Consider the following 18,133-nt stretch of genomic DNA (forward strand, 5'->3'; position numbering starts at 1 on the left):
TCGCGGGGTGCCTTGGAGTGAGCAGTTCGCTGAGTTCTGGACAGAGCGCCACCTGTGCGTGCTGAGTACGGTCCGCGCGGATGGGACCGTGCATTCGACCCCCGTCGGGGCGACCCTGGACCTGGAGACCGGCATTGCCCGGGTGATCTGCTCAGGCGGCTCACACAAGGCACGGACGATCCGTAAGGCCGGGCCGGACGGGGCTGCGGTCGCGGTGACGCAGGTGGACGGGCGGCGGTGGTCCACGCTCGAAGGCCGTGCAGTGGTGAGCGACGACCCGGACCGCGTCCAGGACGCCGTACGGCGGTATGCGAAGCGCTACCGGGAGCCACGGGAGAATCCGCAGCGCGTGGTCATCGAGATCACCGTGACGAAGGTGCTCGGCAATGCCGGCTGAGCCGCTGACCGTCGTGGGAATCGGTGCCGACGGATGGGAGGGCCTCTCACCCGTCGCCCAAGCCGCGGTGCAGCACGCCGAGGTGTTGATGGGGAGCGTCCGGCAACTGGCTCTGGTGCCAGACAGCTCTGCAGAGCGCGTTGCGTGGCCTTCGCCGCTGTCCGAGTCGTTGCCCGGGTTGCTGGAGGAGTACGGCGGCCGGCGCGTGTGTGTGCTGGCCAGTGGCGATCCGACGTTCCACGGCATCGGTACGACGTTGACGCGGCTGCTGGGCGCGGACGCCGTACACGTGATTCCGCACCCGTCGAGCGTGTCGCTGGCGTGTGCACGGCTCGGGTGGCCGCAGGACCAGGTGCAGGTGGTCAGTCTGGTCGGGCGGCCGGTTGAGCACGTGCACCCGCATGTCCAGCCGGGGCGGCGGCTGCTGGTGCTGAGCTGGGGTGCTCACACGCCGGCTGAGGTCGCTGAGCTGCTGGTGTCCCGCGGCTACGGCTCCAGTGAACTGACAGTGCTTGAGCAGCTCGGTGGGCCTTCGGAGCGCGTGCGGACCGGTCGGGCTGCTGAGTGGCCTGCCGACGACGTCGATGCGCTCAACGTGATTGGTGTGCTGTGCCAGGCCGATGCGGACGCGGCTCTGCTGCCCACTGTGCCGGGGCTGCCGGATGACGCGTACGAGAGCGACGGCCAGCTGACCAAGCGTGAGGTGCGCGCGGTGACGATGTCCCGGCTCGCTCCGATACCTGGGCAGCTGCTGTGGGATGTCGGCGGCGGCGCGGGCAGCATCGCGATCGAGTGGTCCCGCCATCATCCGACCTGCCGCGCGATCGCGGTCGAACGCGATCCGGACCGGGCCAAGCGCCTGGACCGCAACGCCGCGAACCTCGGCGTCACCGTGACCACCGTGGTCGGCGCGGCCCCCGCGGCGCTGGCAGAACTCGAGGCACCCGACGCTATCTTCGTCGGCGGTGGAGCGACAGCGCCGGGCATGATCGACGCCTGCTGGAACGCACTGCGACCCGGCGGACGACTCGTGCTCAACGGCGTGACGCTGGAGACCGAGGCGCTGATCGCCCAGTGGTACGGCGTACTCGGCGGCGATCTGGTCCGCCTCGACGTCCAGCGCGCGTCGCCCGTCGGCACTATGACCGGCTGGCGTCCCGCGATGCCCGTGACGATCTGGAGCGTGACCAAGTGACTGTCCACTTCATCGGAGCCGGGCCGGGCGCCGCCGATCTGATCACCGTGCGCGGGCGGGACCTGATCGCGTCCTCACCGGTCTGCCTGTACGCCGGAGCGCTCGTACCCGTCGAGCTCCTCGACCACTGCCCACCCGGCGCCCGCAAGGTCGACACCGCCGCGCTGAACCTCGACGAGATCATCGCCGAACTGCTCGCCGCACACAAAGACGGCCTCGATGTCGCCCGACTCCACTCCGGCGACCCATCCGTCTTCAGCGCGATGGCCGAACAGATGCGCCGCCTCGACGACCTCCAGATCCCGTACGACGTGACGCCGGGAGTGCCGGCGTATGCCGCGGCAGCCGCGACACTTGGCCGCGAGCTGACCGTTCCCGAGGTCGGCCAGACCGTGATCCTGACGCGGATCGCTGGACAGGCGTCGGCGATGCCACCGGGCGAGGATCTGGCGACTCTCAGTGCGAGCCGGGCGACGATGGTGCTGCATCTCGCCGTACAGCAGATCGATCGGGTGGTGGACGAGCTCACGCTTGCTTATGGATCAGACTGCCCGGTCGCGGTTGTCGCCCGGGCCTCACGCGACGACGAGCTGATCCTGCGCGGCACGCTCGCCGACATCGCGGATCAGGTCCGTTTGGCCGGAGTTCGCCGTACTGCCGTCATCATCGTCGGCCAGGTCCTGTCGGCGACCGCGTTCCGCGACAGCCACCTCTACTCGGCCACCCGCGAACGGAACTGAGGCATCACTCAGTCGTGGGAAAGTGCTGGCGACACCCGGCTATGGGCAACGAAAATCCACGAATGGATCCAGCGTGAAGGTCATGAATGCGGCATGAAGGCCGTGCGTCGGCGTGAGGGTCATGGGTGCGGCGTGAAGGTGATGGATACGGCGTGAAGGTCTTGGTGCTTGGCGGGACCGGCGAGGGGCGTGAGCTCGCGGGGCGGCTGCGCGACGAAGGCCTCGAGGTGGTGTCGTCGCTTGCCGGGCGTACGACGGACGCGCGGCTGCCGGTGGGGGAGGTGCGGCAGGGTGGCTTCGGCGGTGCTGTTGGCCTGACCCGATGGCTGCGGGACAACTCCGTCGACGTCATGGTCGACGCGACTCACCCCTTCGCTGCGACGATGACCGAGCACGCCGTTGCTGCTGCGCGCTCCGCTGGGATCCCGCTGGTGATCCTGCGACGGCCCGGCTGGGCCGCGCAGCCGGGAGACGAGTGGCACTGGGTCGACACAGCTGAAGCGGCCGCTCGCCTGTTGCCGACGCTCGGCTCTCGCGCCTTCCTCACCATCGGCCGCCAGGGCCTACACGCCTTCGCCGACGCCGGCGTGTGGATGCTCGCCCGCTGCGTCGACCCGCCCGAGCCGGGGCCGACGTGGTGCACCCTGATCCTCGACCGCGGCCCGTACGACGTCCCCGGCGAACTCGCCCTGATGAGGCACCACCACATCGACGTACTGGTAACCAAGGACAGCGGCGGCCCCAAAACCTCCGCCAAACTCACCGCAGCCCGCCAACTCTCCATCCCAGTCGTCCTGATCCACCGCCCACCGCTGCCGGTGGAGGTCGGGGCGGTAGGTGTTGGGGCGGTGGAGGTTGTGGTGGTGGAGTCGGTGGACCGGGTGGTGGGGTGGCTGCGGGGGCGTCGGTAGATTGGCGCGCATGGGGATTCAGATCGCGCCGAGCATCCTGACCGCTGACTTCGCCCGGCTTGCCGAGGAGGCGGCCGCGGTGTCGAATGCCGACTGGCTGCATGTCGACGTGATGGACAACCACTTCGTGCCAAACCTCACTCTCGGCATGCCGGTGGTCGAGTCACTGGCGAAGGCGACCGAGACCCCGCTCGACTGCCACTTGATGATCGAGGACCCGGACCGCTGGGCACCCGGGTACGTCGAGGCCGGCGCGTCGAGCGTGACCTTCCACGTCGAGGCCTGCCGGGCGCCGATCCGGACCGCGCGGGAGATCCGCGCCAAGGGTGCGCGAGCCGCGATGGCGCTGCGGCCGGCGACACCGATCGAGCCGTACGAGGACATCCTGCCGGAGCTCGACATGATCTTGATCATGACGGTCGAGCCCGGGTTCGGCGGCCAGAAGTTCCTCGACGTCTGCGTGCCGAAGATCCGCCGTACCCGCGAACTCCTGGACAAGCACGGCCTCGACCTCTGGATCGAGATCGACGGCGGCGTCTCGGTCGACACCATCGAACGCTGCGCCGAAGCAGGCGCCGACGTCTTCGTCGCCGGCTCAGCCGTCTACGCCGCCGACAACCCCAACACCATGATCGAAAACCTCAGATCCCTCGCCCAAAACGCCACCCACTAAGCCCAGAACGCCGTCCACTAAGCGCCGCGAACGCCGCCCACCGAGCCGCAGGGGAGTCCTCTTGGGTGCCGGCCCGGCACGGCGACACCGCGAGTACCTACGCGGGGTCCTCCACCGGGCGTGGTGGTGTCGTGGGGATGGTGTCTGGTTCGGGGGTGGGGGCAACTGGTTCCTGGGGTGGGATTCTCAGCAGCAGGACGAATGACACCGCGGCGAGCACCGCGGCGACGAGCCAGACGTAGCGCACGCCGTAGCTCTCCACGACCGCGCCGGACACCGCTGACCCAATCGCCGCTCCACCCATCGCCGCACTGCCCATCCACCCGAACACCTCGGTGCGGACCGTGTCAGGAGTCAGCGCACCCAACCGCTCGTACAGCGCACCAATAGCTGGCGCCAGCGTCAGCCCAGACACAGTCAGCGCGATCCCGAGCGACACCGGCGACCAGGTTGCGAACACGCACAGCAGCATCCCTGCCGCCACCAATGCAGCTCGCCGCCACAGGTACGACGTACGCCGGCCAGGCAACGCACCGGCGACGGCACCACCGACGAGGCTGCCGAACGCCCAGACGGCCTCCATGATGCCCGCGATCAGCCGGTCACCGTGCTGATCCGCGAACGCCACGATCCCGAGCGAGATCCCGTTGAACGCCATCACCCACAGCCCGAACGACAAGATCAACGGCAACCGCTGCCGATGCCACAGCAATTGACGCGCCGTCAGCGGCGGCGCGGTGTCGTCGTCGTGAGGAAGCGGCGCAGGTTGTCGGAGCGCGTACCACCAGATGAAGACCGCCGACATCGCCGCCGCTAGCAGCACACCGAGCCGTGGGCTCGCCACACTCACAGCTGTCGCCCCGAGCATCGGCCCGACGATGAACAGCAGCTCCTGCGACGTCGCATCCAGCGCGTACGCCGCTCGCAGTCCCGGGCCCTGCACGACCCGCGGCCAGGCGGCTCGGAGCGTCTGCATCACCGGTGGCACCACTGCACCGGCGAGGAAACTCAGCACCGGCATCAGCCGGTAAAGATTGGATGGCAGCGCGGCGAGCCCGGCCAGCATCACACTCCAGGAGATCCCGGTCACCAGCAGCACACCGCGTGGACCGCGACGATCCGCCGTCCGAGCCCAGAGTGGACCCGCGATCGCCATACCGACCGAGTACGCACCGGCGACGATCCCGGCCCACCGGAACGATCCGCCCGCGTCCTTCGCCAGGAACGCGACCGGCACCATCGTCGCCAGGACGGGCAACCGGGCAAGCAGCGATGAGCACAGCAACGCCATCACGCCGCGCGTTCGCCACAGCACTCGGTACCCGGAAAGCTCCATGACCGCATTCTCACTCCCGGCACCGACAGTTTTCGACAGCGGCAGTCACCCCACCCCCTACGATGAGGCGAGTCACCACCGCACCAGCGAGGAGACCCATGACCGAGCCCAAGCCAGTCGAGAGCTGGCTGACGGATATGGACGGCGTACTCGTGCACGAGGAGCGCGCCATCCCCGGAGCAAGTGAGTTCATCGGAGCCCTGCAGACGTCCGGGAAGAAATTCCTGGTGCTGACCAACAACTCGATCTTCACCCCGCGCGACCTGCGCGCCCGCTTGCTTGCCGGTGGCATCGATGTGCCGGAGCAGTCGATCTGGACCAGCGCGCTGGCCACCGCTCAGTTCCTCGACGACCAGCGCCCCGGCGGTACGGCGTACGTGATCGGGGAGGCGGGCCTGACGACCGCGCTGCACGAGATCGGGTACGTGCTCACCGAGCGCGCGCCGGACTACGTCGTACTCGGAGAGACCCGGACCTATTCGTTCGAGGCGATCACCAAGGCGATCCGGCTGATTTCGGAGGGCGCCAGGTTCCTGGCCACCAACCCGGACCCGACCGGCCCATCGCAGGAGGGCCCGCTGCCGGCGACGGGATCCGTGGCGGCTCTGATCACCCGCGCGACCGGCGTAGCGCCGTACTTCGTCGGCAAACCGAACCCGTTGATGATGCGCAGCGCCCTGAACCGGATCGAGGCCCACTCGGAGACCACGGTCATGATCGGCGACCGGATGGACACCGACATCATCAGCGGCCTCGAGGCCGGCCTCCGCAGCGTCCTCGTCCTCACCGGCTCCACCGGCAAGCACGAAGTCGACCGCTTCCCTTACCGCCCCACCCGCATCGTCGAGTCCATCGCCGACGTCGTCCCCCTGGTCACCGCCCTAGCATGACAACGTCCGGAAGCCGTACCCCTTCGCCTTGAGCGTCTTCAGGATCATCGGCAGCGCGGCGACGGTCTGACTGCGATTGCCGCCGCCGTCGTGCATCAGGATCACCGATCCGTTGTGTACCCCGGCCAGCACGCGGCGAGCGATGGCCGCCGTGCCGGGCTTGGTCCAATCGCGCGAGTCGACGTCCCACACCACCAGGTCCTTGCCGAGGGCCTTGGCGCGTTGCTTGACGGTGTTGTTGATCCCGCCGTACGGCGGTCGCAGGCAGCCCGGCGTACTCCCGGTCTGAGCGCGGATCGCCTGATCGGTCGGCAAGACCTCCTGCCGGAACGACGTCGCGGACGTCTTCCGGAGATCCGTGTGAGTCCAGGTGTGGTTCTGCACGCTGTGCCCGGCGTCGTGGATCCGCTTGGTCAGGGCCGGGTGCTTCGCCACGTTCCGCCCGACCTCGAAGAACGTCGCCTTGGCGCCGTACGTCGCGAGGATGTCGAGGATCTGGGGCGTGTACACCCGATCAGGCCCGTCGTCGAACGTCAGTACGACGTACTTGGTCGGCAGCGCTGCTTGTGCAGGCGCTGATGCCGCTGGGGTCGTCGTCGGCGGCTGCTTGGGCGGCGTGCGGGCCGCAGCGACCACGACCGTGCCGATCAGCGCGCTGACAACCATCATCATCGCCAGTCCGACCATGCGGTTGCCGGAGCGGGTCAAAGCCATGTGTCCCCCAGAGCGGTGGTGGGCTCACGTCCTCACGCGTCCACAATCGGCACGATCCGCCGGAAAGCGAGGACCCACGCCGCTTCCGCGTCAACAATCCACGGATACCGGACGCTACTGGCACCACAGGGGGTAGAAGACGTAGCCCCTGGCTTTGAGCGTCTTCAAGATCTTGGGCAGGGCGGCCACCGTCTGGCTGCGGTTGCCACCGCCGTCGTGCAGCAGGATCACCGAGCCAGGCTGAACCTTCGCCAGCACCCGCCGCGCGATCACCGACGCACCGGGACGCGCCCAGTCGCGCGGGTCGACGGACCACAGCTTGATCGTCTTGCCGAGCGCCGCTGCCCGTCTGGCGACGATCCGGTTCGTCGCGCCGTACGGCGGTCTGAGGCAGCGCGGGGTGTAACCGGTCTGAGCCCGGACGTAGCGGTCCGTGGTCCGGATCTGGTACTTGAAGGTCTTCCAGCTGACGTTGCGGAGATTCGGGTGCGACCAGGTGTGGTTCTGGACGCTGTGACCGAGCCGATCGGCCCGGCGGGTCAGGTACGGGTACCGCTTGACGTTCTGACCGACGACGAAGAAGGTCGCCCGCACTTTGTAGGCGTGAAGGATCTTCAGCACCTGCGCCGTGTAGCGAGCGCTTGGACCGTCGTCGAACGTGAGATACACCCACTTGGTCCCCGCCGCCACGGCTGGAGCGCCGAGCGCCTCGACCCCAGGATCCAGCGCCTCCACCTCGCCGCCTCGCGCGTCAGCCTCTGGCGCTGCGGTCGCGGCCGCGGTTTCAGTCTGCGCAGCCGCGCTCGTGGTGTCCGATGATGTCGTACTCGCGGCCAGGCCGAGCGCGATGCTCAGCCCGACAGCGAGCGCAACCCGAAGATCTCTCACGACAACCATCCCCCAGCTGTGGTCAAGCGCCCCGAGTCGGGCCTACCCCCCATCGTGGCCCTCGGCAACCATTTGCGCCAGGGGTCGCGCGCTCAGAGCACCTGCGAGAGGAACTGCCGCAGCCGTGGCGACTCCGCCGCTGTGAAGATCTGCTCCGGTACGCCGGACTCCACCACGACGCCGTGGTCCATGAACGCCACCTGGTCGGCCACCTCGCGGGCGAACCCCATCTCGTGCGTCACCACGACCATCGTCATGCCGGCCTGCGCGAGGTCCGCCATCAACCCGAGCACGCCCTTCACGAGTTCGGGGTCGAGCGCCGACGTCGCCTCGTCGAACAGCATCACTTCCGGCTTCATCGCCAGCGCCCGCGCGATCGCGACTCGTTGCTGCTGGCCACCGGAAAGGTTGCCAGGTCGCGCCGGCGCCTTGTTGCTCAGACCAACGAGCTCGAGCTGTTCCAGCGCCGCCGTACGCGCCTCCTCCGGGCCGAGCTTCTTGATCTTGCGCAGCGGCAGCGTGATGTTCTCCAGCACGGTCTTGTGCGGGAACAGGTTGAAGTGCTGGAACACCATCCCGATCCGCCGCCGCAGCTCGTCCGGATTGCCCTTCAGCACCGACTCGCCGCCGAGTTTGACGTCCCCGGCGTCCGGCTCGATCAGCCGGTTGACCGCCCGGAGGAGCGTCGATTTCCCGGATCCCGACGGCCCGATCACGCACGCCGTACGCCCAGCCGGTACGGCGAGATCGACGCCGCGCAGCACCTTGTTGGTGCCGAAAGCAAGCTCGATCCCGGTGACCTCGAGACTCGCCGCGGCGTAACCCTCCGCAGCGACCGTGTTGTTCTCAGCGATGGTCGGCATGAGCCAGCTCCTTCAGTACGACGTCCTGCTTGCCTGACTCGTCCGTCGGACGGCCTTCGCGAAGGCGCTTGTCGAAGTAGTTCACCAGGTGGGTCAGCGGCACCGTGATCACCAGGTAGAAGATGCCGGCCAGCAGCAACGGCGACAGGTTGCCGTTCGTCGCGGCGGCGTCCTGTCCGATCCGGAACAGCTCCCGCTGGCTGGCGAGCAGCCCGAGGAAGTAGACCAGGCTCGACTCCTTGACCAGCGCGATGAACTGATTCACCAGCGCCGGCAGCACCCGTCGTACGCCCTGCGGAATGACGACCAGGCGCATGCCGGACGTATAGCTGAAGCCGAGTGCCCGGGCCGCCTCGAGCTGGCCCTTCTCCACCGACTGGATTCCGGAGCGGAAGATCTCCCCGATGTACGCCGCCGCGATCAGGGACAGCGCCAGGATGCCGAGCGGGTACGGGTTCGGGCCCCACCAGTGGCGGGTGATCGGGGACAGGCCCTGGCCGATCAGCAGGATGGTCAGGATGGCCGGCAGACCGCGGAAGATGTCGGTGTAGATCTTCGCGGGCCAGCGCAGCCAGCGCTTCCTGGACAGGGCGAGGACCGCCACGATCATGCCGAGCAGGGTGCCCAGCACGACCGAGGCGGCCGCCAGAATGAGGGTGTTGACCAGTCCCACCTTGAGCATCTCCGGCAGGACTGCCTTCATCGACCCCCAGTCGAGAAAGGTGTCGTTCAGCGTCGACCAGATGTCCATGCTTATCCGGCTGCGGGGGTGGCGCTGGGCGTGGGGACGGTGAACTTGACGCTGCCGCTACCGGGCTTGAAGTTCGCCGGTACGGCGCGACCCGGGTAGTACTGCTCGACCAGCTTCGTCCAGGTGCCGTCGGCAATGACCTCGTCGAGCGCCTTGTTCACGGCCTCGCGCAGCTTGTCGTTGCTCTTGGCCACCGCGAACGCCATCGGCGCGTCGCTCAGCTCCTTGGCCGCCAGGATGACCGTGCCGCCGCCCTGCTCCTTGGCCATCTTCTCGCCGATCTCGGCCGGGGATACCCAGGCGTCCGCCGTACCGGCCTTGAGCTGGCCGAGCGCGGCGTTGTAGTTCGGCACGCGGACCGGGTTGAGGCCCTTCTGGGTGGCGTAGTCGTCCTGAACGGTGCCCTGGACCACGACCACGCGCTTGCCCTGGAGCTGGTCGAACGACGTGATGCCGGACGTCTTCGTGGTGTTCAGCCCGAGGTAGCCGAAGTCGTATCCATTGCTGAAGGCAACCGTCTTCTTCCGCGCCTCGGTCACCGTGATGGACGAGCTGCCCAGGTCGAACTGGCCGCCGTTCACCTGCGAGAGCAGCGCGGAGAAGTCGGTACCGACGAACTCGGGCTTCAGGTTCAGCTTGGCCGCGACCGCCGTGATCAGGTCGTTGTCGAACCCGGTGAACTTGCCGTCTTTCACGTACACGTTCGGCGGCGCGTCGGTGAGCGTCCCGATCCGCAACGTACCGGCCTTGATCAGCCCCAGGTCGGGGCCGTCGGCCGCCGAGTCGTCATCGCTGCCGCAGGCAACCAACGAGAAAGCCAGCGTAACGGCGGTTCCCACCGCGACAACCCGTCGAAAGGCGCTGAAGGCGCGCACAGATATCTCCTCACAACTGTTGATCCGAAGGCAGGACCGAGTCGCCCGCCACCCCGGAGCCAACACCATCAAGACAGCAGTCATTCCACCAATGACACCTGATGAGACAACCCCAAATGTCCACTGACCTCGTGATATATCGAACTCGTCTGCGAGATCTACGAGAACGAAGTCATGGCAGTCATCGGTGGCCTGTCGCCGGTTGCCATGGGTGCGATCAACGCCGGCCTCGCCGCCGCGCTTGGGCTGGCTGACTGATAGCTCAGCTGTGGTGGTGTTCGTAGTGAGCGAGAGCGTCGGCTGTGCGGCCAGTCCCGTAGGTGAGAAGGAGTTCGGCGAGTGCGGGGGAGTCGGACGCGACCGCCGCGGCAGCCCGCTGAATCTCCTCAGCCGACGCCACAGCCCGGAACAGATCCTGGATCTCCCGTACGACGGCACGCGCGGACGGCGCCGCACTCACGCCGAACCCCTGCGCCTGCCCAGTCGCTCGGGTCGTCTGGCCTCCTGGTGCTCTCGCCGTGAATGGAGGTGGCGCGCCAAACGGGGTTGGCTCCGGCAACTCCCCGCTCGATCGCGGCAACTGGGTGGTCGGCATGGAATGCGTGAAGGCGCCCGTGGCGGCCCGGATCCGGTCGACCTCGTCGGGGATGTTATCCGGGTTGATGTCGCCGATCATGGCCAGATTGGCGAGGTCGTCGAGCTCCCTCAGTCGCGACAGGACCGCTGGATTACCGATCTTCACCCGCTGGGCGCTCATCAACTGAGACAGCATCGGCGCCGACAGCCCGATCACCTGCGCCAGCGCGCTCTGTGTCAGTTGGAGCGGCCCGAGTATCCGCCGCACCAGCTCACCCAGCGGCTCGCCGTACAGTTCCATCTGCTGCTGCAGGTTGTGCGCTGTCTGATCCATGACCTTGCCCCCTCCTTGCCCGCCGTCTCCAGGCGCTCTGCAAACATCTTCGCAGTAGCGAACGCAAATTTCCAGTCGCACACCCGCAAACGTCAAACTCTCTCGCCAGCGGCTCCCAGGCGCCCGGGTACTACCAACGACCCCGGCCTGGCCTAGGGTTCGTCACCGCGAGAGGTTGGCCGGGCCACGGAATCCCGGTTTGACATTTGCTATAGCAAACTGGAAGGGTTTGCGGCAGCGAATCCGACAGGAGGAAACGATGACGGCTCTGCAGCGACACCGCCGCCCCGCGGTGTGGGCGATTCTCGCCATCACGCTGACCTCGGTGCTGGCCGGACTGACGACCGGGACTGCCCAGGCTGACCCCGATCCGGGCAGCGGCAAGCTTGTCCTGGTGCTCGACTCGTCCGGCTCGATGAAGGAGCCGGCCGGCGACGGCCAGACCAAGATCGCCGCCGCCCGGACCGCGCTGAACCGGGTGGTCACCAAGCTTCCGGCCGATGCGCAGGTCGGGCTGCGGGTGTACGGCGCGACGGTCTTCAAGCGCACCCAGCCCGGCGCCTGCACCGACAGTCAGCTGACCGTCCCGATCGGCACGAACAACCGCCCACAGCTGCAGACCGCCATCGCGAAGTACAAGCCGTACGGCGAGACGCCCATCGCGTATGCACTCCAGCAAGCCGCCAAGGACCTCGGCCCGACCGGCCAGCGGACCATCGTGCTCGTCTCCGACGGTGAGGCGACCTGCGCGCCGCAGCCGTGCGAGGTGGCGCGCTCGATCGCCAAGCAGGGCATCGATCTGAAGATCGACGTGGTCGGCTTCCGGGTCGGCGGCAAGGCCCGCAGCCAGTTGCAGTGTGTCGCTCGCGAAGGCCGTGGTGACTACTACGACGCCGACTCGCTGATCGACCTCGAGGCCGGGCTGGATCGCTTGTCCACCCGGGCGTTCCGCCCGTTCCGGATCTCCGGTACGCCGATCGTGGGCGGAGCGCAGCAGGAAGGTGCACCGACCGTTGCCCCAGGCCACTACTCGGACACCTTCGGCAACGACCAGACCGCGAAGTACTACCTGATCAAGCGCACGATGGCGATGTCCACCCTGCGCGCCGGCATCAGCTTCCGGCGCCCGAACGGTGGCAGCTTCGTCATCAAGGCCGAGGTCTTCCTGAAGACCATCGGTGGCGAGAACTGTGGTTGGAGCTATCCACTCGCCTTCGAGGGGGATCAAGGCATCGCGACCGGTGCGGCGTCGAGTTGGACCGGCGATTACCCCAAGGGCTGCACCGATGACGAGCAGCTGGTGCTGACGGTCTCTCCGGGCGACGCGTACCGCGAGCTGAAGGGCTCGCCGTACGAGCTGCGCATCGACGAGGAGCCGCCAGTCGACTCCACGGCCAACCTGCCGGCCGAGGCCGACGATCCGGTCTGGACGCCGATGCCGGGCGTGACGCCGCGCGAAATCATCCCGGGTTCGAGCTTCGCCGACGCGCCTGCGGTGACGCCAGGCAGCTACAAGACCACCCTCATGCCCGGCGAGGTACAGCTGTACAAGGTCAAGGCCGACTGGGGTCAGCGCATCCAGGCCCAGGTGACCGTGCCCAAGCTGGGCGCGGCGACTGCGAAGGCCGTGGATATCCGGTACATCGACATGGGCCTGATCTCGCCGATCGGCGAGGACGTGATCGCCACGTTCGCGAAGAACGTGCCGGGCAACGTGGGCAGGCGCGGAGTCGTGACCAAGGACGGTGCGGTCAAGGCGAACACCACCAAGGAAATCCGCTACCTCAACCGCGACGGTGCGAACACCATGGACAAGGGCACGGCGATGCCCGGTGACTACTACATCGCTGTGTCGCTCACTCGGAAGGACGGCGACAAGGCATTCGCCATCCCCATGACGCTGACCGTCGGACTTGAAGGTACGGCGGGCACCGGCAAGCCCGAGTACGTCGACGGTAAGACGCCGGTCGCGGGCACCTCCGTCACCCCGACACCAACCGCGGCCCCGTCGAGCCCCGGCGGCACGCAGGCAGGCGGTCCCGTCCAGGGCCGCGCCGACTCCGACAACAACAACACCCCGGTCGCCCTGATCGCCGGCCTCGGCGGTGGCGGCGTCGTACTCCTGGCGATCGCCATCCTGGTCATCCTCCGCCTCCGCAGGCAGCCGGCCATCGTCCAACCCAGCGCCTCCGGCTGGCACCCAGGCCAACAGCACCACCCGAACCACCCAGGCCCACAGCACCACCCAAACCAGCCGGGCCCCAACTACCCCAACCCCGGCCTCCAACACCCCAACCAGGGCGGCCACCAGCCTCCACAACAACCCCCGCACCGCTGACCACCCCTCGCCGTACCCCACACGGCTGACACCCAACGGCCTGCAGTCATCGCGCTGTTCTGCAGGACCACGAGCCCGGGCCACCACCTGGTGGCCCGGGCTCCTTCCGCTCCGCCCGCTGTCATCTGCGCGCCTGCATAAGTGCCTGAGCTTCGTTCACGCGACATCGGCACAGACCGTGAAGCAGCACCCGAGCTCCACCGTGCCGGTACCGGCCTCTGTCGACTCGGCCAGCAGCTGTCGACACCAAGTCTGGGAGGCGATGTCGGATCGCGGCCGGTGTGTTCGTAGTAGGGATGAAGGGCCGCCAACGGGAGCGGCCACCCGTACGCAAGGAGAGCATCATGAGCGCCACCTACACCTTCGACATCTTCTCCAGCCTCGACGGCTACTCCAACAGCAGGACGTTCGGTGGCTACTTCGGGAAGCAAGGTCCGGAACTGCTCGATCACCGCTTCGACCAGTACGGCGAGGAGCAGCGCCTGGTCCTCGGGGCCAACACCTATCGGGCGTTCGCGTCGATGCTGGCCTCGAGTTCAGCGGGGTCCGAGGTGCGTGACCCGTGGGTCACCCGGATGCGGAACCTGCCGACGACGGTGTTGTCGAACACCCTCGAAGGATCGCTCGACTGGCCGGATGCGACTGTCCTGAGCGGTGACCCCGTCGACGCCATCGCCCGGCTCAAGAAGGAGTCGGAGGTGCCGCTGCGCTCGCATGGCAGCCTGACGCTGAACCGGGCACTGCTGGCCGCCGGCCTGGTCGACCGCGTCCAGGTGACGCTCTTCCCCGTGATCACCGGTCAGAGCGGATTGGGCCGGATCTTCCAGGACGCAGCCGACTTCGACCTGGAACTGCTCGAGAGCCGCACACTCGACGGCCACACCCAAGAACTCATCTACCGCCCCACCCTGCACACCTGAGTGCACCGAGTGAGGTCGTGGCTGGGCGATGCCGTCGCTCCAACGTAAGGACGGAACTGCGCTGCGAGCGGCGCCATAGGCAGTGATGATCGAGACCCGCGCACCGCTGGTATGGCACGAGCGGGAAACTCTCCACTGCCACGGACAGCTCATCCCGACTGTCCCGATCGAGGTGCAACTCGCCACCATGATTGCCCGGCAGCAGGACGCCCGGATCGATGCGACCATCGCCGCGATCGACACGACTCGACTCAACGTGGGACTCCTGCGCCGCGCGATCTCGGACAAGCAGTCAGAAGTTCCCGCCATGACGGTTCCCGAATCGCTACAGCGCCTTCTCGCGGATGCTCAAACCACGACCGACTGAGCCTGACCTCGGCATCAGACCTCGACGTTGATGCGTGTCAGATCCCGCGGCCGCCAGATGCGGGCGTAAACCAAGAAGCCGCACACCGTGGCCGAGCATGCGGTGAAGGTCGTCGTACGGACGTCGGCGGGCTGATGGTGATCGGCCGTCAGGTGAGCAGGAGCCAGGTGGCGGTGCCGAGTAGGGCGATTGCTCCGGTGAGACTCACTGTCGCGACCCAAACCAGCAGTCGCCTCCGGTTGGGACCGAGCGCTGGTTGATCGGCAGTAGTTGCCGAGTGCTGTCTGCTGGCAGGCGGCGAAGAGGTGATCGTCTGCAGATCGTTTGGTGCCGTGGTAGCCGCTCGCGGGTGCTGAGAGCTGCGCCCGCCCCCCGCTGCTTCTCGCTCATGGCGCTCCCCGCCGGAAGCTGCCGGACGAGGCGCCGCGGGACCGGGCGCCGCGGGACCGGCTGCCGCGGGACTGGGGGTCGCAGGGGCGGTGGTCGACGGGGCGGGGGCCGCGGGAGTAGGCGTTGCGGGACTGGTTGTGCCGGGGGCGGGTGTTGCAGGGCTGGGGGTTCGGGGAGTGGGGGGCGGTTGGGTGGTGGGGCCAGTGGGGGTCCAGGGGGGTGGGAGGGGTGGGAGTTGGTCGAAGACTTCGGGGGTGTCGGGGGTGGTGGTCCAAGGGGTGGTGCCTGGGGGTGGGAGGGCGCCTGAGGCGGCGAGTAGGCGGGCGGCGGTGTGGGCGGATTCGGGGCGGTGGGAGGGGTCGGTCGCCGTACTGCGGTGGATGAAGTCGGCCAGTGGGCCGTCTACGTGTGGGAGTTTGCCGTCGGCGCCGGGGCGTTCGCCGGTGAGGAGTTCGGCGGCGACCGCTCCTACGGTGTACAGGTCCTGACGTGGGTCCGGGTCGGCGCCGGCCAACTGCTCGGGAGCGATGTAGCCCGGGGTACCGAGGACTGTGCTGTGGCGGGTCATCCGGGGTTCGTCGAGGAGGCCGGCGACGCCGAAGTCGGACAGGCGGAGGTGTGGGCGGCCGGTTCCCGTGACGTCGAGCAGGAGGTTGGCGGGCTTCAGGTCGCGATGTACGACGCCGGCCGCGTGGACCGCCGAGAGGCCGTGAAGGAGCTGGTCCAGCAGTACGGCGACGTACGACGGCGGGAGCGGGCCGTGGTCCCCGAGCAGGGTGGCGACTGAACCGCCGCGGACCAGGTCCATCGCGAACACGACCTTGTCGTCGTCCGCGGCCCAGCCGTGCGGCGCGACCACGTGCGGGTGCTCGATCCGCAACGACTGCTCCCGCACGAACCGCAGCAGCGTCGCCGCGTCGTGCTGCCCGAGAACCTTCGCGGCGACGTACGCCGACCTCCGCAGATCCCAGGCCCGCCAGACCGAGCCCATCCCGCCGGTCCCGATCAGGTCGATCAGCCGATACCGCCCAGCAAACGCCTCCACCGGCACGAAAATACAGCTCCACCCGCCCACCGAACCCCCGGACGCGACCTTTCGCCGCCATCCGCGCGGGTTCCACGGTCAAGTCGCCCACCACCTGTGTGCCGTCAGGCCGGCGGCAGGACGCGCGGGCGTGATGGGTGAGGACTGCGGCGCGGCGATCCTGCGGGAGTGGCGTGGCGGCGCGGCGGCGTGGCGGTGTGCGGTGTGGTGGTTGGGGGCGGCGGTGCGGGGCTGGCGTGGCGGGGCGGCGGCGTGGGGGTGTTGTGGTGCGGCGTGGGGCGGCGTGGGCTGCTGTGGGCTGGGTCGTCAGCGGGCAGCGGGCTGGCGGTGGGGGCGGCGGTCCCGGCGTGGCGGTTGCGGTGCGGTGGTGGGGGGCGGCGGTGCGGGGCTGGCGTGGCGGGGCGGCCGCGTGGGGGTGTTGTTGTGCGGCGTGGGCTGCTGTGGGCTGGGTCGTCAGCGGGCTGGCGGTGGGGGCGGCGGTGCCGGCGTGGCGGTGTTGCGGTGCGGTGGTGGGCGCGGCGGTGCGAGGCTGGCGCGGCGGGGCGGCGGCGTGGGGGGTGTTGTGGTGCGGTGTGCGGGCGGCGGGGCCGCTGTGGGTTGGGTCGTCAGCGGGCAGGGGGCAGGGGGCTGGTGGTGGGGGCGGGGCAATCGGGTTGCTGTGGGTGGGGAAATCGATTTGACTGCGAAGGATGACCGACGGTCGGGGGAGAGGCACCCGCACGGAGTTGCGTCGCGTGGTCGCCGCGCTGGCGATCACCTCGACAGTTGGATACGGCGTCCTGACCTACGCCTTCAGCGCACTCCTGGGCCCGATGAGCGCCGAGCTCAGGATCTCAACCACAACCGCCGTTGGCGCGTCGACCACCGCAGTGCTGGTGAGCGGCCTGATGTCCATCCCCGTCGGCCGGTGGCTCGACGCCAGAGGCGGACGCGGGCTGATGGCATCTGGCTCGCTGCTCGGCGCGATCGCCGTACTCGGGTGGTCGCAGGTGCAGAACACCCTTCAGCTGTACGGCGTTTTCGTCGCGGTCGGCGTCGCGTCGGCGATGGTGCTCTACCCGCCGGCGTTCGCGGTCGTGGTGGCGGTCGCCGATCCGGCCGCGCGTACGAAGGCCATCCTCAGCATCACGATCGTCGGCGGCTTCGCCAGCTCCATCTTCATCCCGCTCACCGGCCACCTCGCCGCAGACTACGGCTGGCGCGCTGCCCTCGTCGACCTCGCCGCAGCCCTGGCCGTCACCACCATCCCCCTCCACGCCTTCCTCATCCCGCGCACGACGCCCGCGCCGCGCACCACCACCAAAACCCCCAAGACCCCTGCAAGGGTCCTCAAAGACCCCGGATTCTGGTTGCTCGCAGGCGCGTTCGTGGTGCACAGCGCCGCGCTGGCAATGATCTCGGTACACCTGGTGCTGTACCTGATCGGCCTCGGCCACCCGCCCGCCCGCGCAGCAACCCTGGCCGGCCTGCTCGGCCTGCTGTCCGTCACCGGCCGCCTCGTCACCAGCCTGTCCGCGCGGTGGTTGCCGATGGCCACCATCACCGCCACAGTGCTCGGCATCCAGGGCCTGTCGATCTCACTGCTCCCGGTCGTCGGCAAACACCTCAGCGGCGCGATCGTGTGCCTGGTGCTGTTCGGGCTCGGTTTCGGCGTCTCGTCGATCGCGACCCCGGCGATCCTGCTCGACCGGTACGGCGCCGACGGGTACGCGACCATCAGCGGGATCCTGACCACCCCGGTCACCATCGCCAAGGCCGTCGGACCGCTCGGCGGCGCCGTCGTGGCCAACGCCCTCGGCTACCGCGACATGGTCCTGACCGTCGCGGCCGGCTGCCTCGTGGCAGCAACTGCCCTGGCCCTGACGCCGCGACCAAGTACCACGATGTGACCTGGCTCCTGGCGCGCTGGCCTGGCAGGGGCATACTTGAA

18 protein-coding genes are annotated in these 18,133 nt (G+C 68.5%); 10 read left to right on the top strand and 8 right to left on the bottom strand.

What is annotated here, in order from left to right; all coding sequences use genetic code 11:
* The first annotated feature begins 7 nt into the window (after positions 1-7).
* From EV646_RS24035 to rpe, 5 genes are all read left to right on the top strand, one after another.
* Entirely contained in the window at positions 8-397 is a 390-nt protein-coding gene (locus EV646_RS24035) for a pyridoxamine 5'-phosphate oxidase family protein (RefSeq protein WP_132152222.1), read from the top strand.
* Complete coding sequence (gene cbiE / locus EV646_RS24040; RefSeq protein ID WP_132152224.1) at positions 387-1,592, top strand: precorrin-6y C5,15-methyltransferase (decarboxylating) subunit CbiE; 1,206 nt, start codon at positions 387-389, stop codon at positions 1,590-1,592. Before EV646_RS24035 ends, cbiE begins: the two co-directional genes overlap by 11 nt.
* On the top strand, positions 1,589-2,332 hold the full coding sequence (gene cobM / locus EV646_RS24045; protein ID WP_132152226.1) for a precorrin-4 C(11)-methyltransferase: 744 nt from the start codon (positions 1,589-1,591) through the stop codon (positions 2,330-2,332). Before cbiE ends, cobM begins: the two co-directional genes overlap by 4 nt.
* Before the next feature lie 152 nt (positions 2,333-2,484).
* Positions 2,485-3,243 (top strand): cobalt-precorrin-6A reductase, encoded by a 759-nt coding sequence (locus tag EV646_RS24050; protein ID WP_132152228.1) that lies wholly within the window; start codon positions 2,485-2,487, stop codon positions 3,241-3,243.
* Between the two features lie 10 nt (positions 3,244-3,253).
* Positions 3,254-3,916, top strand: coding sequence for a ribulose-phosphate 3-epimerase (rpe, locus tag EV646_RS24055; RefSeq protein ID WP_132152230.1), 663 nt, complete (start codon positions 3,254-3,256; stop codon positions 3,914-3,916).
* 97 nt (positions 3,917-4,013) lie between these two features.
* On the opposite strand, the gene EV646_RS24060 is transcribed toward rpe, so the two are convergent.
* Positions 4,014-5,252, bottom strand: coding sequence for an MFS transporter (locus EV646_RS24060; protein ID WP_132152232.1), 1,239 nt, complete (start codon positions 5,250-5,252; stop codon positions 4,014-4,016).
* Between the two features lie 98 nt (positions 5,253-5,350).
* Between EV646_RS24060 and EV646_RS24065 the strand changes: the two genes are divergently transcribed.
* Positions 5,351-6,142 (top strand): HAD-IIA family hydrolase, encoded by a 792-nt coding sequence (locus EV646_RS24065; protein WP_132152234.1) that lies wholly within the window; start codon positions 5,351-5,353, stop codon positions 6,140-6,142.
* On the opposite strand, the gene EV646_RS24070 is transcribed toward EV646_RS24065, so the two are convergent.
* The 6 genes from EV646_RS24070 to EV646_RS24095 form a co-directional block, all read right to left on the bottom strand.
* Positions 6,134-6,856, bottom strand: coding sequence for a polysaccharide deacetylase family protein (locus EV646_RS24070; RefSeq protein WP_241996285.1), 723 nt, complete (start codon positions 6,854-6,856; stop codon positions 6,134-6,136). The two genes, EV646_RS24065 and EV646_RS24070, sit on opposite strands and share 9 nt — an antisense overlap.
* 114 nt (positions 6,857-6,970) lie before the next feature.
* Positions 6,971-7,744 (bottom strand): polysaccharide deacetylase family protein, encoded by a 774-nt coding sequence (locus EV646_RS24075; protein WP_241996286.1) that lies wholly within the window; start codon positions 7,742-7,744, stop codon positions 6,971-6,973.
* Positions 7,745-7,836: 92 nt separating this feature from the next.
* The gene (locus tag EV646_RS24080; protein WP_132152238.1) at positions 7,837-8,607 is read right to left on the bottom strand and encodes an amino acid ABC transporter ATP-binding protein; all 771 of its coding nucleotides are present in this window, start codon (positions 8,605-8,607) and stop codon (positions 7,837-7,839) included.
* Complete coding sequence (locus EV646_RS24085; RefSeq protein WP_132152240.1) at positions 8,591-9,358, bottom strand: amino acid ABC transporter permease; 768 nt, start codon at positions 9,356-9,358, stop codon at positions 8,591-8,593. The genes EV646_RS24080 and EV646_RS24085 overlap by 17 nt, the downstream gene beginning before the upstream one ends.
* A gap of 2 nt (positions 9,359-9,360) precedes the next feature.
* A complete protein-coding gene (locus EV646_RS24090; RefSeq protein WP_241996287.1) occupies positions 9,361-10,197 on the bottom strand; it encodes a substrate-binding periplasmic protein in 837 nt (278 codons plus the stop codon).
* Positions 10,198-10,495: 298 nt separating this feature from the next.
* Complete coding sequence (locus tag EV646_RS24095) at positions 10,496-11,143, bottom strand: DNA-binding protein (protein WP_132152244.1); 648 nt, start codon at positions 11,141-11,143, stop codon at positions 10,496-10,498.
* Positions 11,144-11,402: 259 nt separating this feature from the next.
* On the opposite strand from EV646_RS24095, the gene EV646_RS40690 reads away from it, so the two are divergent.
* From EV646_RS40690 to EV646_RS24110, 3 genes are all read left to right on the top strand, one after another.
* A complete protein-coding gene (locus EV646_RS40690; protein ID WP_132152246.1) occupies positions 11,403-13,481 on the top strand; it encodes a VWA domain-containing protein in 2,079 nt (692 codons plus the stop codon).
* 344 nt (positions 13,482-13,825) lie between these two features.
* Positions 13,826-14,401 (top strand): dihydrofolate reductase family protein, encoded by a 576-nt coding sequence (locus EV646_RS24105; RefSeq protein WP_132152248.1) that lies wholly within the window; start codon positions 13,826-13,828, stop codon positions 14,399-14,401.
* Between the two features lie 85 nt (positions 14,402-14,486).
* Positions 14,487-14,768, top strand: a complete 282-nt coding sequence (locus EV646_RS24110) for a hypothetical protein (RefSeq protein ID WP_132152250.1) — start codon at positions 14,487-14,489, stop codon at positions 14,766-14,768.
* A gap of 148 nt (positions 14,769-14,916) precedes the next feature.
* On the opposite strand, the gene EV646_RS40695 is transcribed toward EV646_RS24110, so the two are convergent.
* Positions 14,917-16,203: a serine/threonine-protein kinase gene (locus EV646_RS40695; RefSeq protein WP_277875133.1), complete on the bottom strand. Its 1,287-nt coding sequence runs from the start codon at positions 16,201-16,203 to the stop codon at positions 14,917-14,919.
* Between the two features lie 689 nt (positions 16,204-16,892).
* On the opposite strand from EV646_RS40695, the gene EV646_RS24120 reads away from it, so the two are divergent.
* On the top strand, positions 16,893-18,092 hold the full coding sequence (locus EV646_RS24120) for an MFS transporter (RefSeq protein WP_132152252.1): 1,200 nt from the start codon (positions 16,893-16,895) through the stop codon (positions 18,090-18,092).
* Positions 18,093-18,133 lie beyond the last annotated feature (41 nt).

The organism is Kribbella antiqua, assembly GCF_004345665.1.
Taxonomy (GTDB): domain Bacteria; phylum Actinomycetota; class Actinomycetes; order Propionibacteriales; family Kribbellaceae; genus Kribbella; species Kribbella antiqua.

Bases quoted from the DNA above. Each gene is read 5' to 3' on its own strand.
- cbiE (WP_132152224.1), top strand. From the start codon at position 387: ATGCCGGCTGAGCCGCTGACCGTCGTGGGAATCGGTGCCGACGGATGG.
- rpe (WP_132152230.1), top strand. From the start codon at position 3,254: ATGGGGATTCAGATCGCGCCGAGCATCCTGACCGCTGACTTCGCCCGG.
- EV646_RS24060 (WP_132152232.1), bottom strand. From the start codon at position 5,252: ATGGAGCTTTCCGGGTACCGAGTGCTGTGGCGAACGCGCGGCGTGATG.
- EV646_RS24065 (WP_132152234.1), top strand. From the start codon at position 5,351: ATGACCGAGCCCAAGCCAGTCGAGAGCTGGCTGACGGATATGGACGGC.
- EV646_RS24070 (WP_241996285.1), bottom strand. From the start codon at position 6,856: ATGGCTTTGACCCGCTCCGGCAACCGCATGGTCGGACTGGCGATGATG.
- EV646_RS24080 (WP_132152238.1), bottom strand. From the start codon at position 8,607: ATGCCGACCATCGCTGAGAACAACACGGTCGCTGCGGAGGGTTACGCC.
- EV646_RS24085 (WP_132152240.1), bottom strand. From the start codon at position 9,358: ATGGACATCTGGTCGACGCTGAACGACACCTTTCTCGACTGGGGGTCG.
- EV646_RS24095 (WP_132152244.1), bottom strand. From the start codon at position 11,143: ATGGATCAGACAGCGCACAACCTGCAGCAGCAGATGGAACTGTACGGC.
- EV646_RS40690 (WP_132152246.1), top strand. From the start codon at position 11,403: ATGACGGCTCTGCAGCGACACCGCCGCCCCGCGGTGTGGGCGATTCTC.
- EV646_RS24105 (WP_132152248.1), top strand. From the start codon at position 13,826: ATGAGCGCCACCTACACCTTCGACATCTTCTCCAGCCTCGACGGCTAC.
- EV646_RS24110 (WP_132152250.1), top strand. From the start codon at position 14,487: ATGATCGAGACCCGCGCACCGCTGGTATGGCACGAGCGGGAAACTCTC.
- EV646_RS24120 (WP_132152252.1), top strand. From the start codon at position 16,893: ATGACCGACGGTCGGGGGAGAGGCACCCGCACGGAGTTGCGTCGCGTG.